General features: G+C 72.4%; 11 protein-coding genes. 9 read left to right on the top strand and 2 right to left on the bottom strand.

The window, feature by feature from the left end; genetic code table 11:
- Positions 1 to 65: 65 nt before the first annotated feature.
- The 6 genes from leuS to OG875_RS21765 all read left to right on the top strand — a co-directional run bounded on the left by leuS (position 66) and on the right by OG875_RS21765 (position 10,273).
- Positions 66 to 2,966 carry a leucine--tRNA ligase gene (gene leuS / locus OG875_RS21740; protein WP_330175892.1) on the top strand — a complete coding sequence of 967 codons (2,901 nt, stop codon included), beginning with the start codon at positions 66 to 68 and terminating at the stop codon, positions 2,964 to 2,966.
- Positions 2,967 to 3,153: 187 nt separating this feature from the next.
- On the top strand, positions 3,154 to 4,026 hold the full coding sequence (locus OG875_RS21745) for a hypothetical protein (RefSeq protein ID WP_330175893.1): 873 nt from the start codon (positions 3,154 to 3,156) through the stop codon (positions 4,024 to 4,026).
- 349 nt (positions 4,027 to 4,375) lie between these two features.
- Entirely contained in the window at positions 4,376 to 5,221 is an 846-nt protein-coding gene (locus tag OG875_RS21750; protein ID WP_330175894.1) for a DegV family protein, read from the top strand.
- 711 nt (positions 5,222 to 5,932) lie between these two features.
- A complete protein-coding gene (locus tag OG875_RS31045; protein WP_443079165.1) occupies positions 5,933 to 6,637 on the top strand; it encodes a helix-hairpin-helix domain-containing protein in 705 nt (234 codons plus the stop codon).
- A 101-nt stretch (positions 6,638 to 6,738) separates the two neighbouring features.
- A complete protein-coding gene (locus tag OG875_RS21760; RefSeq protein WP_330175896.1) occupies positions 6,739 to 9,297 on the top strand; it encodes a ComEC/Rec2 family competence protein in 2,559 nt (852 codons plus the stop codon).
- A gap of 130 nt (positions 9,298 to 9,427) precedes the next feature.
- The gene (locus OG875_RS21765; protein WP_330175897.1) at positions 9,428 to 10,273 is read left to right on the top strand and encodes an arylamine N-acetyltransferase family protein; all 846 of its coding nucleotides are present in this window, start codon (positions 9,428 to 9,430) and stop codon (positions 10,271 to 10,273) included.
- Positions 10,274 to 10,824: 551 nt separating this feature from the next.
- On the opposite strand, the gene OG875_RS21770 is transcribed toward OG875_RS21765, so the two are convergent.
- Positions 10,825 to 11,085 (bottom strand): hypothetical protein, encoded by a 261-nt coding sequence (locus tag OG875_RS21770; RefSeq protein WP_330175898.1) that lies wholly within the window; start codon positions 11,083 to 11,085, stop codon positions 10,825 to 10,827.
- 106 nt (positions 11,086 to 11,191) lie between these two features.
- On the opposite strand from OG875_RS21770, the gene holA reads away from it, so the two are divergent.
- Entirely contained in the window at positions 11,192 to 12,178 is a 987-nt protein-coding gene (gene holA, locus OG875_RS21775; protein WP_330175899.1) for a DNA polymerase III subunit delta, read from the top strand.
- A gap of 278 nt (positions 12,179 to 12,456) precedes the next feature.
- Here holA and rpsT read toward each other — a convergent pair whose 3' ends face one another.
- Positions 12,457 to 12,723, bottom strand: coding sequence for a 30S ribosomal protein S20 (rpsT, locus tag OG875_RS21780; RefSeq protein ID WP_330175900.1), 267 nt, complete (start codon positions 12,721 to 12,723; stop codon positions 12,457 to 12,459).
- 200 nt (positions 12,724 to 12,923) lie between these two features.
- On the opposite strand from rpsT, the gene lepA reads away from it, so the two are divergent.
- Positions 12,924 to 14,789 (top strand): translation elongation factor 4, encoded by a 1,866-nt coding sequence (gene lepA / locus OG875_RS21785; protein WP_330175901.1) that lies wholly within the window; start codon positions 12,924 to 12,926, stop codon positions 14,787 to 14,789.
- Positions 14,790 to 15,018: 229 nt separating this feature from the next.
- Positions 15,019 to 16,908, top strand: coding sequence for an AMP-dependent synthetase/ligase (locus tag OG875_RS21790; RefSeq protein ID WP_330175902.1), 1,890 nt, complete (start codon positions 15,019 to 15,021; stop codon positions 16,906 to 16,908).
- Positions 16,909 to 17,121: the final 213 nt, after the last annotated feature.

Below are 17,121 nucleotides of genomic sequence, written 5' to 3' on the forward strand. Positions count from 1 at the left end.
CCCCCTCCTGTGCGAGGGGTTTTTTCGTTCCCGCGGCAGAGACGATCGATGGAGCTTCAGAGGACATGAGCGAGACGAATCCGGCAGCCCCCGGCGCGGAGACGACCGCGCCGACCGCGCCGCACCGCTACACGGCTGCCATGGCCGCCGACATCGAGGCACGCTGGCAGGACTTCTGGGACACCGAGGGCACCTACGAGGCGCCCAACCCCTCCGGCGACCTGGCCGGGGACCCGGCCGTCGTCGCGCGCCCCAAGAAGTACGTCATGGACATGTTCCCGTACCCCTCGGGCACCGGCCTGCACGTCGGCCACCCGCTGGGCTACATCGCCACCGACGTCTACGCCCGCCACCAGCGCATGAGCGGCTACAACGTGCTGCACACGCTGGGCTTCGACGCCTTCGGCCTGCCCGCCGAGCAGTACGCGATCAGCACCGGCACCCACCCCCGGGTGTCGACCGAGGCCGCCATGGACAACATGAGGCGGCAGCTGCGCCGGCTGGGCCTGGGGCACGACAAGCGGCGCGCGATCGCCACCATCGACCCGGAGTTCCACCGCTGGACCCAGTGGATCTTCGTACAGATCTTCAACTCCTGGTACGACCCCGAGGCCGACCGCGCCCGGCCGATCACCGAACTGGTCGCGCGCTTCGAGAGCGGCGAGCGCCCGACGCCCGACGGCCGCCCCTGGAGCGAGCTGACGGCGGTCGAGCGCTCGGACGTCCTGGGCGGACACCGGCTGGCGTACGCCTCCGACGCCCCCGTCAACTGGTGCCCCGGCCTGGGCACCGTCCTGGCCAACGAGGAGGTCACCGCCGACGGCCGCTCCGAGCGCGGCAACTTCCCGGTCTTCAAGTCCAAGCTGCGCCAGTGGAACATGCGCATCACCGCCTACGCGGACCGCCTGCTGGACGACCTCGACGCGCTGGACTGGCCGGACGCCATCAAGCAGCAGCAGCGCAACTGGATCGGGCGCAGCGAGGGCGCGCGCGTCGACTTCCCCGTCGGCGACGCCGGGACCGTCACCGTCTTCACGACCCGTCAGGACACCCTGTTCGGTGCCACGTACATGGTGCTGGCGCCGGAGCACCAGCTGGTCGAGAAGATCGTTCCGGCCGCCTGGCCCGAGGGCACCCACGACGTGTGGACCGGCGGTCACGCCACGCCCGCCGAGGCCGTCGACGCGTACCGCAAGCAGGCAGCGGCCAAGTCCGACGTCGAACGGCAGGCCGACGCCAAGGACAAGACGGGCGTCTTCACCGGCGCGTACGCGACGAATCCGGCCAACGGCGAATCGATCCCGGTCTTCGTCGCGGACTATGTCCTGATGGGGTACGGCACGGGCGCGATCATGGCCGTACCGGCGCACGACAGCCGGGACTTTGCGTTTGCACGCGCTTTCGAGCTGTCGATGCGCTGTGTCGTGGCACCGACCGACGGCCGGGGCACCGACCCCGGGGAGTGGGACGACGCGTTCGTCGCGTACGACGCCACGCTCGTCAACTCCGCGTCTGCCGAACTGACGCTGGACGGACTGGGCGTGGTCGATGCCAAGGCGAAGACCACCGCGTGGCTGGCCGACCGGGGCATCGGCGAGGGCACCGTCAACTTCCGGCTGCGCGACTGGCTGTTCAGCCGGCAGCGCTACTGGGGCGAGCCGTTCCCCGTCGTCTACGACGAGGACGGCGTCGCGCACGCGCTGCCCGAGTCGATGCTGCCGCTGGAACTGCCCGAGGTGGACGACTACTCGCCGCGCACCTTCGACCCGGACGACGCCGACACCCGGCCCGAGACGCCGCTGTCGCGCAACGAGGACTGGGTGGCCGTCGAGCTGGACCTGGGCGACGGCAGGGGCGTACGGCGCTACCGCCGGGAGACCAACACCATGCCGAACTGGGCCGGTTCGTGCTGGTACGAGCTGCGCTACCTCGACCCGCACAACGACGACAACCTGGTCGCCCCCGATGTCGAGCGGTACTGGATGGGGCCCCGCGACGGCATGCCGCACGGCGGCGTCGACCTGTACGTGGGCGGCGCCGAACACGCCGTGCTGCACCTGCTGTACGCGCGCTTCTGGTCCAAGGCGCTGTACGACCTGGGCCATGTGTCGTCGGTCGAACCGTTCCACAAGCTCTACAACCAGGGCATGATCCAGGCGTTCGTCTACCGCGACAGCCGGGGCATCGCGGTCGACGCGCACGAGGTGGAGGAACGCGACGGCACCTACTGGTTCCGGGGCGAGCAGGTCAGCAGACTGCTGGGCAAGATGGGCAAGTCCCTGAAGAACGCGGTCACCCCGGACGAGATCTTCGCCGAGTACGGCGCCGACACGCTGCGGCTGTACGAGATGGCGATGGGCCCGCTGGACGTCTCGCGGCCGTGGGACACGCGCGCGGTGGTGGGCCAGTACCGGCTGCTGCAACGGCTGTGGCGCAACGTCGTCGACGAGACGACCGGTGAGGTCACGGTCGTGGACGCGCCGGACGACGAGATCGACGTGGCGACGCTGCGCGCCCTGCACAAGGCCGTCGACGGGGTCGGCCAGGACCTGGCCTCGCTGCGCTTCAACACCGCCATCGCCAAGATCACCGAACTGAACAACCACCTCACCAAGACGGGCGGGCCGGTCGCCCGCTCCGTCGCGGAACGGCTGGTGCTGCTGGTGGCGCCGCTCGCGCCGCACGTCGCCGAGGAGCTGTGGCGCCGGCTGGGGCACACCGGCTCGGTCGTGCACGAGGCGTTCCCGGTGGCCGATCCGGCGTACGTGGTGGACGAGTCCGTCACCTGCGTGGTCCAGATCAAGGGCAAGGTCAGGGCGCGGCTGGAGGTCTCCCCGTCGATCTCGGACGAGGAGCTGGAGGCGCTGGCGCTGGGCGACGCGGCCGTGGTCGCCGCGGTGGGCGGCGCGGCCGTCCGCAAGGTGATCGTACGGGCGCCGAAGCTCGTCAACATCGTGACCGGATAAGCCCCGAACGTGACCGGGTGAGCCCCGGTCGGGCAGGCGCGGGCAGCTGTCCACGGAGCCGTTTCGTGACGGTTCCGCGGACACGGGGGTTTCCCTTACGGGCAGTTTGGGGGTATCCCCGGAACCCTCGGGCCGCCCGTTGCGTTTACGGTGGAAGTACCGACGTCGACACCGGAGAGGCATCCTCATGGAGGCCGTGCTTTTGATCGTGGCGCTGCTCTTTGTCGCATTCGTGGCACTTGGCGTGGTCGTGAGCGTCAAGGCGGTCCGTGCCGCGAAGCGGGGCGTGGACCGTACGATCACGCAGGCCCGCCGCACGGTCGAGGACACCACCCTCAGAGCGAAAAGCCTCGGCCAGACCGGTGTCCCGGCCGAGCTGGCACAGCTGCGCCTCTCCCTGCGCACGTCGATGCGGGCCACCCAGGAGGCGTTGCGGGCGCACGAGTCCGAGGACGCCTCCCTGGCCGAGGCGCTGAGCCTCTTCCAGCGGCTGAGCGTGCACGGGCGTGAGCTGGACGACGAGCTGCGCCGACTGGAGCGCGATCCCGACCGGGCGACGATCGCCCGGCGCGTCCCGGAGCTGCGGGAGCGGACCGAACGGATCACGAAGTCCGCCGACGCGCTGCGCTGGGCGGCCAGGGACCGGGCGCGGAAGTTCTCCGAGGACGAGCTGACGCTGCTGAGCGAACAGATCGACGTCGAGACGGGCGCGCTGCGGCACTGGTCGGCGGTGGAGCCGACGGCGGAGGCGGACCCGGCGCGGGACGGGCACGCGGCAGACCCGGCGCGGGACGGGAGCGGGGAGCGGCGGACGGCGTCGGATCCCGCTCCGCAGGCCGCTCCCGGGCCCACGGAGTGGCCGGAGCCGGAGCCCGCGAGCGGGCCGGAGCCGGCGGGGCGCACGGGGCGGCCGGCGGGCGCGGACCCCACACTCGCGGATCAGACGTGGCCCGAGCCGCCGCCCGTGGGTGAGGGGCGGCAGGCGATCGAGCCGCCGGACCCGCGGCGGACGACGTACCCGTGGCAGGAGAAGTCGACGCGCCCGGAGACGACGAACTGACGGAGTGATGAAGTGACGGAGTGATGGGCCGGTCCGTCGGTCCGCTGACGGATGCGGTGGGCGGTGTCGGTGTGGTGGTGTGCCCCGTCGATGCGGGCGTTGATGCGGGCGTGGGGGCGGGTTCGGGTGCCGCGGGTGAGGACACGGGTGCGGGCCGGGCCGGGTTACGGGTGGCCCGGCCGGGCACACGAAAAGCGTGGTGGCGGGCTGCCAGTGGTGTGGACCCCGTCGGGACCGAGTACGTCGAAGCAGGGGAAGAGGGCGAAAGCCGATGGGGACCTCTTCGGATTCGACGGGCGTGGCGGGGCCGGGCTGCCGACCGGTGGTCGCGGCGGGTAACCTCCCGCTCATGTCCCGCCATGTCGCGATCGTCACCGATTCAACGGCCTACCTGCCGCCCCAGGCGATGGAACGCCATGGCATCACCGCGGTCCCGCTGACCGTGGTTCTCGGCGACCGGGCCCTCGAAGAGGGCACCGAGATCTCCGCCCGGTCGCTCGCCCTCGCGCTTCAGAAACGCCACTCGGTGACCACCTCCCGGCCGAGCCCCGAGGTCTTCGCCGCCGCCTACCGCGCGGCGGCCGACGCCGGGGCGACGGGCATCGTCTCGCTCCATCTGTCGGCGGAGTTCTCCGGGACGTACGACGCGGCGGTCCTGGCCGCGCGGGACGCGCCGGTGCCGGTACGGGTGGTGGACACCGGGATGGTGGCGATGGCCCTCGGCTTCTGCGCGCTGGCGGCGGCGGAGACCGCCGAGGCGGACGGCACACTGGACGAGGCCGTGGCGGCGGCCGAGAAACGAGCGGCCGGGACGTACGCGTACTTCTACGTCGACACGCTGGACTATCTGCGGCGCGGCGGCCGGATCGGGGCGGCGCAGGCGCTTTTCGGCTCGGCGCTCGCCGTGAAGCCCCTGCTCCAACTGGAGGGCGGCCGGATCGAGTTGCTGGAGAAGGTGCGTACGGCGTCGAAGGCGATCGCCCGGCTGGAGGAGATCGTCGCGCAGCGGGCGGGCAATGGCGGGGTCGACATCGCCGTGCACCATCTCGCGGCGCCCGAGAAGGCCGCCGCGCTCGCCGACCGGCTGCGGGAACGGGTGCCGGGCCTCGGCGAGTTGCACGTCAGCGAGGTCGGCGCGGTGATCGGGGCACACACCGGTCCCGGGTTGCTGGGGGCCGTGGTCTCACCGCGTTGAACCGGGTCCTGAGGTCGCGCTCGCTCCATCCGGACGCCGCCTGATCCCGTCGCGCTGAGGCGGTCGGGTTTCACGCCGCGTTGATGTGGGCCGGGGGCGGAATCCCTCGTTCGGGTGGCCGAGTTATGCACAACTGGTGAGTTGTCCACAGAAATTCGGCCTCGTCGGCGGGATGCGGCAGACCTGCCTACCGTCTGGTGCATGACTTCTCGATCACACTCAGTGACCAGCGGCCCCGGTCGCGCATCGACATCCGGCGGCCGGGCGCGCGGCGCCCGCAACGGCCGCTTCCCGTCTCTGTCCCGCGCGCGCCACGGACGTGCGGGTACGACACCCGTGCGGCCGTCCGCGCGCCCACCCGCGGGCCCGGCCTCTTCCTCAGCCACGGCCCCGTCGGTGACGACGGTGTCGCGTCGCCGTGCCGAGGCCCTGTTTCCGGTGGGGTCGAGCGCCGGACCCCCCGTGGGGCGGGGAACGGTGGGGACCGCCGACGCCGACGCCGCCCGGGTGGCGGCCGTGGGCGGCCCGGCGCCGGCGCCAACTCCCGTCCGGGGAGCGGACGATGACACCGACACCGACACCGACACCGGTGTTCCTTCAGGCCCGCGACGGGGACTGTTGCCGGAGGGCGCGGGCGCGGGGGACCGCCCGGAGGCGGGAGAACCGGGGGGCGGGCGACGGGAGCGGGTATGGCTGGCTCTCCGCGAGCGCTTGCCGCTCTGGGTGCAGGTCAGATGCGGGCTTGAGCCGAAGACCCTGGCCGCGCTGGTGGTGGTGCTGCTCGTGGCCGTCGTGCTGGCGGTCCAGCACTTCTGGTCCGGTCGGCCGCAGCCGGTGAGCGCTCCGGAGACGGTCCGCGAAGAGGTGGCGGTGACGGGGGCGGCGCGCGAGCCCGCACCGTCGCCCGGAGTGGCGCCGCCGGCTTCCGTCGCGGTGCCCGCGCCCGCCGTGTCGCCCGCCGGGCGGGTGGTGGTCGATGTCAGCGGCACGGTACGCAGCCCCGGCGTCCACCGGCTGCCCCTCGGGTCACGGGTCGCCGACGCGCTGCGGGCCGCCGGCGGCGTCGAACCGGGCACCGATCTGACCGGACTCAACCGGGCGCGCGTTCTGGTGGACGGCGAACAGGTGGTCGTGGGCGGTCCCGCACCACCGGTGCCGGGCACGGGAATCGCGCCCGGCGGAAGCTCGGCCGGGCCGGGCGCCGGGGGCGCGGCGGGGGACGGGGCACCGGTGAGTCTCAGCACGGCCACCGTCGAACAGCTCGACACCCTGCCCGGTGTCGGCCCGGTACTCGCGCGCCACATCGTGGACTACCGCACCCGCCACGGCGGGTTCAGGTCCGTCGGCGAACTGCGCGAGGTGAACGGGATCGGTGAGCGCCGGTTCGCCGACATCGAGCCACGTGTACGGCCATGAGCCGCGCGGTCACGAATCGCCCCGTCCCGAACAATCCGGTTCCGAACCTCCCGGTCACGAATCACCCGGTTCCGAATGGCCCGGCGACGAACCGCCGGGCCGTGGCCCGCGCCGCTGTCCACGCAGCGTCCGGGCATCGGCTGGGCGCCTCGGCGCCCTATCAGGAGGGTCCGGCCGATCTGCGGCTCGTTCCGCCCGCGTTGGCGGCCTGGGGCGCCGCGGCGGTGGCGACAGGTGTGCCGGGGAGCTGGATCGCCGCCTTCGTGGCGGCCGGGCTCGCCGGGGCGGGTGTGCTCCTCGTGCGGGCCGTTCTCGCGGCGCCGCAGTCGCCGCATTCGCCACAGGAACCGGAACCGGCGTCGGAGCCGGGACCGGGACCGGAACCGGCTTCAGGATGGGGCAGTTGGTGGCGCGGGGTGAACGGGGTCGCCCTGGCCGCCGTGCTGCTCTGCGCCGTCGCCGGGGCGGGGTCCGCGTGGCTGCACGACGCGGACCGGCGCCTGGGCCCGGTGCCCGCGCTGGCGGAGCGGTACGCCCGCGTCACGGTGGACCTGACGGTCACCTCCGACCCGCGCCCCATCCCGCCACGGGTCCACGGCGACCGGCTGACATCGGCGGGCCTGCTCCTGAACGCCGACCTCACCCGTGTGTCGGCCGGTGACGGAGCCGCCACCACCGTCCGTACGCCGGTGCTGGTCATCACCCGGGCGGGAAAGGGAACCGCCGCGTGGCAGCGGCTGCTGCCGTCGACCGGGCTCCGGCTGACGGGACGGCTCACCCCGCCCATCGAGGGGGACGTGCGGTTCGCGGCGCTGCTCAAGGTGGAGGGCGCCGGGCCGCCGGAGGTCGTACGCCCGCCGACCGGCCCGCAACGCACCGCCGGACATCTGCGCGCCGGGCTGCGGGAGGCGACCGAAGGACTCCCGCCCGACGCCCGCGCCCTGCTGCCCGGACTGGTCGTCGGCGACACCTCCCGGATCTCGCCCGAACTGGCCGAAGCGTTCACGGCGACCGATTTGACTCATTTGCTGGCGGTTTCCGGCAGCAACCTGACGATCGTGCTCGCCCTGCTCATCGGGCCGGCGGGACTCGCGCTGCGGGCGGAGCGGCGCGGGCTGGCTCCACGCCTGGGGCTCTCGTTGCGTACGACCGCCCTGTGCGGCGGGGCGCTCACCCTCGCCTTCGTGGTGGTCTGCCGCCCGGATCCCAGTGTGCTGCGGGCGGCGGCCTGCGGACTGATCACCCTGCTCGCCATCGGCACCGGCCGGCGCCGTTCGCTGATCCCGGCACTGGCCGCCGCCGTTCTGCTGCTCGTGCTCTGGAACCCCGCCCTGGCACGCACCTTCGGCTTCGTCCTGTCCGTGCTCGCCACGGGCGCCCTGCTGACCGTCGCCCCCCGCTGGAGCGAGGCGATGCAACGGCGCGGGATGCCGCCCCGGCTCGCCGAGGTGCTGGCGGCTGCGGCTGCCGCGCAGGCGGTCTGCGCACCCGTGGTGGCGGTGTTCGCCGCCCGCGTCAGCCTCGTCGCGATCCCGTGCAACCTGTTCGCCGAACTGGCGGTGGCCCCGGCCACGGTGCTCGGCTTCGCGGCGCTCGCCGCGGCCCCGGTCGCGATGCCCGTGGCCGAACTCCTGGCCCGGTGCGCGGGCTGGCCCGTCGGATGGATCGCCTCGGTCGCCCGTACCGGCGCGGCGCTGCCCGGGGCGGAGATCGAGTGGCCCGACGGGTGGCGGGGCGGGGCGCTGCTGGCCGTCGTCACCCTCGTCGTGGTGTACGCGGTGCGGCGGCTGTACGGCAGCCCCTGGGTGGCAGCCGGCTGCGCGGTGCTCCTGCTGCTGGCCGTCGTACGCCCGGCCCCGCTCACCCGCGTGGTCACCGGCTGGCCGCCACCGGACTGGGCCGTGGCGATGTGTGACGTCGGCCAGGGCGACACGCTCGTCCTCGCGGCCGGCGAGGGCGCCGGGGTGGTGGTGGACGCCGGCCCCGACCCCCGGCTGGCCGACCGCTGTCTGCGGGACCTCGGGATCACCCGCGTACCGCTGCTCGTGGTCAGCCACTTCCACGCCGACCATGTCGGCGGACTGTCCGGGGTGCTGCGGGGCCGGGAGGTCGGGGCCATCCAGACGACGACGCTTGAGGAGCCGTGGGAGCAGAGCGAGTTCGTGCGGCGTACGGCACGGGCCGCGCGGGTTCCGCTGGTGCGCGCGGTGCCCGGGGAGCGGCGCCGGGTCGGGCGGCTCGACTGGCGGGTGCTCTGGCCGAGGGCCGGGCCGGTGCCGGTCGCGGGCGGTCCGAACGACGCGAGCGTCACGCTGTTGGTCCGTACGGCGGGCGGTCCGACGCTGCTGCTGCTCGGTGACCTCGAACCGCCCGCCCAGCGCGGCCTGTTCCGCGAGCACCCGGCGCTGCCGCCGGTGGACGTGCTGAAGGTCGCGCACCACGGCTCGGCCTTCCAGGACCCCGCCCTGCTGCGCGCGGTGCGGCCCCGGCTGGCCCTGATCTCCTGCGGCCGGGACAACCTGTACGGCCATCCCGCGCCGCGCACGGTCCGCGCGCTGCGCGCCGGGGGAGCGGTGGTGATACGCACCGACAAGGACGGCGCCGTCGCCGTGGCGGGAGCCGGGGCCGGGCTGCGGGCCGTGCCGCGCGGACCCGACTGACCGAGGACGGGGGACCGAGGACGGGGGACGGGGGGACGGGGGACGGGGGAAACTGCCAACCGGAAACAGGGGGCGGGACGCGGGCGGGCGGTGCGTGGTGGCAGGGAGGGTGCCGGGCCAGACTGGGCCCATGGACATGTCTCGGACCATCTCCGACTACCTGCGCCGGATCGGCGCCGACCGGCCCGCCGCACCGGACGCGGCGGCGCTGAGGGACCTTCAGGTACGCCACCTGCGGACCGTGCCGTTCGAGAACCTCTCCGTGCACCTCGCGGAGGAGATCGTCCTGGAGGAACGGGCACTGGTCGCCAAGGTCGTGGACCGGCGGAGAGGAGGCTTCTGCTACGAACTCAACGGCGCCTTCGCGGTGCTGCTGCGGGAACTCGGTTTCCGGGTGACGCTTCTCCAGGCCCGGGTGTTCACCTCGGACGGCCGACTGGGCATCCCGTACGACCACATGACGCTGCTGGTCGAGACCCCGTCGCCGGACGGGGCGGGCGGCGACGGTGAGCGGTGGCTGGCGGATGTCGGCTTCGGGAGTCACAGCACCCACCCGCTGGCGTTCGACGAGCGCGGCGACCAGGAGGACCCGGCCGGGACGTTCCGGGTGGTGGAGGCCCCGGAGGGGGACCTCGATGTGCTGCGGGACGGAAAACCCCAGTTCCGGCTCGACCGACGGCCGCGCGCCCTGGCCGACTTCGCCGCCGGAGCCTGGTACCACCGCACGTCGCCGGAGTCGCACTTCACCCGGTCCCTGGTCTGTTCCCGCAACACCCACGACGGCCGGATCACCCTCGGCGGCCACAGGCTGGTCACCACGGCGGACGGCGAGCGGCACGAGCGGGAGCTGACCGGGGACGCCGAGATCCTGGCCACTTACCGGGAACGGTTCGGCCTGGTCCTGGACCGGGTCCCACGCGTCATGCCCCATCAGCGGAAGGAGGGAACCAACTGGACGTCCGGCACCTGCGGCTAGCCGACGCCCCGGCCCGAACCGCGCCCCGATCGGTCATGTCCGCCCGGCCCACACCGAGCCCCGGGCGGTCATGTCCGCGAAGCCCTGTCCGCCCGCGATGCCCTGTCCGCCCGCGATGCCCTGTCCGGGGCGGCGACACCGGCACGCAGCGCCGCGCCCGCCGTGTTGCCCGGAGCCGTACGCGTACGCCCGCGACGACCACGATCCGCCGCTGTGCGCCCGGCCGCATCGACGGGACATCGGCCGTTCAATGCCGCCCGCGCTTCCGTCCGGCGCACGCGGCGCGCTTCCCCGAGGACGCCGCTCGCAGTCCCGCCCGGCGGGCAGGAGGCGCGTGTCCGAAGGCACCGCCCGGACCGGCCCCGGCGAGCCGTGCCCGCTGCCCCGTCGGGCCGACGGACCTCGGCCGTTCCACGTCGCCCGCGCTTCCGTTCGGCTCGCGCGACGGGCCTCCCCGAGGACGCCGCCCGCGGTCCCGCCCGGCCAGCAGGACACGCGTGTCCGAAGGCACCGCCCGGACCGGCCCCGGCGAGCCGTGGCCGCCGCCCCGGTCAGTCTTGGGACGCGGACGGCGCTTCCAGCCAGCCCTCGTACTCGGCGGCGAAGGCGTCCAGGGCCGCCGGGTCGAGCCGTGCCCCCGCGTCCTCCACCACGACCAGCCACTGGGCGTCCTCGGCGTCGTCCTCCCCGGCGAGGGCGTCCCGTACGAGCTCGGGCTCCTCCAACACCCCGAAGCGGTCGGCGAGTTCACCGGCCACCTCCTCGGCGGAGTCGCGGTCGGGCAGCACCAGGACATGTCGCGCATCGCTCACCCGGCCATTCTCCCGCACCCGCGCGCACCCGCCGTCGCCCGCCTGCGCACCCTCCCGTGCCGGGCCCGCCCGGCGCTGTCGGTGGCTCGTGCGATGCTGGACCGCGATGGCCACCAGGAAGACTTCCCCCGACGATCCGCTCGCCCCGCTCACCCTCGCGCTGGGCCAGGAGGACCTGCTGCTGGACCGCGCCGTCCAGCAGATCGTGGCGGCGGCCCGCGCGACCGACCCCGACACCGACGTGCGCGACCTGTCCTCCGACCAGCTCCAGCCGGGCACCCTCGCCGAGTTGACGAGCCCGTCGCTGTTCGCGGAGCGCAAGGTCGTCGTCGTACGGAACGCGCACGACCTGTCCGCCGAGACGATCAAGGACGTCAAGGCGTACCTCGACGCGCCCGCCGAGGAGATCACCCTCGTCCTGCTGCACGCCGGCGGCCCCAAGGGCAAGGCCCTGCTGGACGCGGCCCGCAAGGCCGGTGCCCGTGAGGTCTCCTGCGCGAAGACGACCAAGCCCGCCGAGCGGCTCACCTTCGTCCGCTCGGAGTTCCGCGCGCTGGGCCGCTCCGCCACCCCCGAGGCGTGCCAGGCGCTGGTCGACTCGATCGGCAGCGACCTGCGCGAGCTGGCGAGCGCGGTGTCCCAGCTCGCCGCCGACGTCGAGGGCGCCATCGACGACGCGGTCGTCGCCCGCTACTACACGGGCCGCGCCGAGGCGTCCAGCTTCACCGTCGCCGACCGGGCGGTGGAGGGCCGCGCCGCCGAGGCGCTCGAAGCGCTGCGCTGGTCGCTGTCGACCGGTGTCGCGCCCGTACTGATCACCAGCGCCCTCGCCCAGGGCGTGCGCGCCATCGGCAAACTGTCGTCGGCGCGCGGCGGCCGGCCCGCCGACCTCGCCCGGGAACTGGGCATGCCGCCGTGGAAGATCGACCGGGTGCGCCAGCAGATGCGCGGCTGGACCCCGGACGGGGTCGCCACCGCGCTGATCGCGGTCGCGGCGGCCGACGAGGGTGTCAAGGGCGGCGGCGCCGACCCCGAGTACGCGCTGGAGAAGGCCGTCGTCGCGATCGCCCGCGCGGCCCGCGCCGGCCGCTGACCCCGGCCGCTGACCTCCCGCCGCTGACCGCCGGGCGGAGAACCCGCATGCCGAAGGCCCCGGTACGCCGTACCGGGGCCTTCGGCGTCAAACCTGGTGTGGATCCGTACCCGCGTGGCGAACGCAGTCGCGTACGGATCCGAGGACGCCGGTCAGGAGCGGTAGAGAGGGCCCGCTGAGTCCGTACCGGCGAGGGGATCAAAATGGATCAAGAGTGAGCGAGAAGACACTCAGCCCTGTGGAGCAGCTCAGACCTGAACAGCTCGGTCCTGAACGACTCAGCCCTGAAGGGCGGCGACCTTGGACGCCAGCGCCGACTTCTTGTTGGCGGCGGCGTTCTTGTGGATGACGCCCTTCGACGCGGCCTTGTCGAGCTTGCGCGACGCCTCACGGACGGCCACGCTCGCCGTCTCGACGTCGCCGGCGGCGACGGCCTCGCGGGCCTTGCGGATCGCGGTCTTGAGCGACGACTTGACCGCCTTGTTGCGCAGGCGCGCCTTCTCGTTGGTCTTGTTCCGCTTGATCTGGGACTTGATGTTCGCCACGAAATGCCTTTTCAGGTTCGATGATCTTCGAATGGGCGTCCGTGCCGAAACGACAGCAGACACAGCGGCCCACGCTACCAGCCACCCTTCGAACGGCCCAAACCGGGCGCAGCCCCGTACCCGTGGGACGATGGAGCCTACGTATCGATCCGATGTGACCCGAGACGAGACGCCGCGCGTCTCAAGAATCAGGACCCTGCGTGCCCGCGACCCCTACCCACGTGCCCGAGCCGAGCCGTACGGACCCGGCGCTGCTCCGTAATTTCTGCATCATCGCGCACATCGACCACGGCAAGTCGACGCTCGCCGACCGGATGCTCCAGCTGACGGGAGTGGTCGACCAGCGGCAGATGCGCGCCCAGTATCTCGACCGGATGGACATCGAGCGCGAGCGCGGCATCACGATCAAGTCCCAGGCGGTCCGGCTCCCGTGGGCGCCCAACGCGGGCCCCGACCAGGGCACCACTCATGTCCTGAACATGATCGACACCCCGGGCCACGTGGACTTCACCTACGAGGTGTCCCGTTCGCTCGCCGCCTGCGAGGGCACGGTCCTGCTGGTGGACGCCGCGCAGGGCATCGAGGCGCAGACCCTCGCCAACCTCTATCTGGCGATGGAGAACGACCTCACCATCGTCCCGGTGCTCAACAAGATCGACCTGCCCGCCGCGCAGCCCGAGAAGTTCTCCGAGGAACTGGCCAATCTGATCGGCTGTCAGCCCGAGGACGTGCTCAAGGTCTCGGCGAAGACCGGTGTCGGCGTGGACGTGCTGCTGGACCGCGTCGTCAAGGACGTACCGCCGCCCGTCGGTGTCGCCGACGCCCCGGCGCGCGCGATGATCTTCGACTCGGTGTACGACTCCTACCGGGGCGTCGTCACCTATGTCCGGGTGATCGACGGCAAGCTCAACAAGCGCGAGCGCATCCGGATGATGTCCACCGGCGCCACCCACGAACTGCTGGAGATCGGGGTCTCCTCGCCCGAGATGACCCCGGCCGACGGCCTCGGTGTGGGCGAGGTCGGCTACCTCATCACCGGCGTGAAGGACGTCAGGCAGTCCAAGGTCGGTGACACGATCACCTCGCTCAACAAGGGCGCGACCGAGGCGCTGGGCGGCTACAAGGACCCCAAGCCGATGGTGTTCTCCGGCCTCTACCCGCTGGACGGCTCGGACTACCCGGAGCTGCGCGACGCCCTCGACAAGCTCCAGCTCAACGACGCCGCCCTGGTCTACGAGCCGGAGACGTCCGCGGCTCTCGGCTTCGGTTTCCGGGTCGGTTTCCTCGGGCTGCTGCACCTCGACGTGATCCGGGAGCGGCTGGAGCGCGAGTTCAACCTGGACCTGATCGCGACCGCGCCCAACGTGGTCTACCGGGTGGTCATGGAGGACGGCAAGGAGCACACCGTCACCAACCCGAGCGAGTTCCCCGAGGGGAAGATCGACTCGGTGCACGAGCCGGTCGTGCGCGCCACGATCCTCGCGCCCAGCGAGTTCATCGGCTCGATCATGGAGCTGTGCCAGACCCGCCGCGGCACGCTGCTCGGCATGGACTACCTGTCCGCCGACCGGGTCGAGATCCGCTACACCCTGCCGCTCGCCGAGATCGTCTTCGACTTCTTCGACCAGCTGAAGTCCAAGACCCGCGGGTACGCGTCGCTGGACTACGAGCCCACCGGTGAGCAGAGCGCCCAGCTCGTCAAGGTCGACATCCTGCTGCACGGCGACAAGGTCGACGCCTTCTCCGCCATCACGCACCGGGACCAGGCGTACGCGTACGGCGTACGGCTGGTGGCCAAGCTCCGCGAGCTGATCCCGCGCCAGGCGTTCGAGGTGCCCATCCAGGCCGCCATCGGCTCCCGGGTCATCGCCCGCGAGACGATCCGCGCCATCCGCAAGGACGTCCTCGCCAAGTGCTACGGCGGTGACATCTCCCGGAAGCGGAAGCTGCTGGAGAAGCAGAAGGAGGGCAAGAAGCGGATGAAGATGGTCGGCAGTGTGGAGGTCCCGCAGGAGGCGTTCATCGCGGTGCTCTCCAGCGACGAGTCGGCCGCCAAGAAGAAGTGACGCGCTTCGCCGGGCGGTAGCTCCCTTCCGCCGCCCCGGGGCGGGCCGGGTCCGTGTGCGGGTGCGCGCGGACCCGGCCGCCGTTCGCCGGTCCGGTTCGTTATGGAGCGACTGCACGCGTCCCCTTACGCGCCGGGCGGGTCCGCTCTACTCTGATCACTGCTCGATGGTTACTCACCAGTTAAACAACAAACCAGTCGCGCAGACTTTGCGGGGCCCGGAGGACGTCGTGAGCGACACCAAGACCTTGATCGAGAACCGGCCGCCGTCCGTGGCGGCCCTCTTCATGGAGCGTGTGGCGGCCACGCCGGACGCGGAGGCGTACCGCCACCCCGTGCCCCCCGCCACGGGTCAGGGCCCCGACGACTGGAAGTCCCTCAGCTGGGGCGAGGCCGCCACCCGTGTGTACGCGGTGGCCGCCGGTCTGATCGCGCTGGGCGTACGCCCCGAGGAGCGCGTCGCGCTCGCCGCCGCCACCCGGGTCGAGTGGATCCTCGCCGACCTCGGGGTGATGTGCGCGGGCGCCGCGACCACCACCGTCTACCCCTCGACGAACGCCGAGGAGTGCGCGTACATCCTCGCCGACTCCGAGAGCCGTTTCCTGATCGCCGAGGACGCCGAACAGCTCGCCAAGGCACGCGAGCGCCGGGCCGGGCTGCCGAACCTGGCCCATGTCGTGGTGATCGAGAGCGCCGACGCGATTCCCGCCGACGGCGACCCGGACGGCTGGGTGCTGTCCCTCGCCGAGCTGGAGGAGCGCGGGGCGGCGTATCTCAGGGAGCACCCGGGCGTCGTCAAGGAGCGCGTCGGCGACATCAGAGCCGAACAGCTCGCCACCCTCATCTACACCTCCGGTACCACCGGCCGCCCCAAGGGCGTACGGCTGCCGCACGACAACTGGTCGTACATGGCCAAGGCCATCGCGGGCACCGGCCTCGTCACCCAGGACGACATCCAGTACCTCTGGCTGCCGCTGGCGCACGTCTTCGGCAAGGTCCTCACCTCCGGCCAGATCGAGGTCGGCCATGTCACCGCCGTCGACGGCCGGGTCGACAAGATCATCGAGAATCTGCCGGTGGTCCGCCCGACCTACATGGCCGCGGTGCCCCGCATCTTCGAGAAGGTCTACAACGGGGTCGCGGCCAAGGCGCGCGCGGGCGGCGCCGCCAAGTACAAGATCTTCCAGTGGGCGGCGGGCGTCGCGCGCGACTACGCGCGGGTCGGCCAGGACAACTTCCGCCACACCGGCACCGCTTCGGTGCCCTTCGCGCTCCGCGCCAAGCACTCCGTCGCCGACCGGCTCGTCTACGCCAAGCTCCGCGACGCGTTCGGCGGCCGGCTGCGCGCCGCGATCTCCGGTTCCGCCGCCCTCGCCCCCGAGATCGGCTTCTTCTTCGCCGGTGCCGGGGTCCACATCCTGGAGGGGTACGGCCTCACCGAGTCCAGCGCGGCCAGCTTCGTCAACCCGGGCGAGGCGTACCGCACCGGCACCGTCGGCAAGCCGCTGCCCGGCTGCGAGGTCCGCATCGCCGACGACGGCGAGATCATGCTGCGCGGTCCGGGCATCATGGACGGCTACCACGGGCTGCCGGAGAAGACCGCCGAGGTCCTCGAACCGGACGGCTGGTTCCACACCGGTGACATCGGCGAACTGTCGGTCGACGGTTATTTGCGGATCACCGACCGCAAGAAGGACCTGATCAAGACGTCCGGCGGCAAGTACATCGCGCCGGCCGAGGTCGAGGGCCGGTTCAAGGCCGTGTGCCCGTACGTCTCCAACATCCTGGTCCACGGCGCCGACCGGAACTTCTGCACCGCGCTCATCTCCCTGGACGAGGCCGCCCTGCTCGGCTGGGCGGCGGAGAACGGCATGGAGGGTGCCTCGTACGCCGACGTCGTGGCCTCGCCGCGGACCGAGCAGCTCGTCGAGGGGTACGTCAACGAGCTCAACGAGGGCCTTCAGCGCTGGCAGACCATCAGGAAGTTCCGGCTGCTGCCGCGCGACCTGGACATCGAGCACGGGGAGCTGACGCCGAGCCTCAAGCTCAAGCGGCCGGTGGTGGAGCGGGAGTACAAGCACCTGCTGGACGAGATGTACGCGGGCGCACGGGAGGCGTAGAGGCGCATACGCGTCGTTGATGAGTGCGCGGGCGGGGCCGGCGGCCGGGAACTACGGCTGGGGGCTCCGCCCACGGCGTAGTTCCCGCAGTATGTTGTCGAGCCCGGCCACATGGTCGCGCAGCGCGGCCCTCCCGTCGGGGCCGCACAGTGGCCGCACCGGGACGCCGGAGCCGTCGAGGGCGTCTGCGCGGCTGTGGTCCGTACCACTGTG

The sequence above is a fragment of the Streptomyces sp. NBC_01498 genome (assembly GCF_036327775.1).
In the GTDB taxonomy this organism is placed as follows: domain Bacteria; phylum Actinomycetota; class Actinomycetes; order Streptomycetales; family Streptomycetaceae; genus Streptomyces.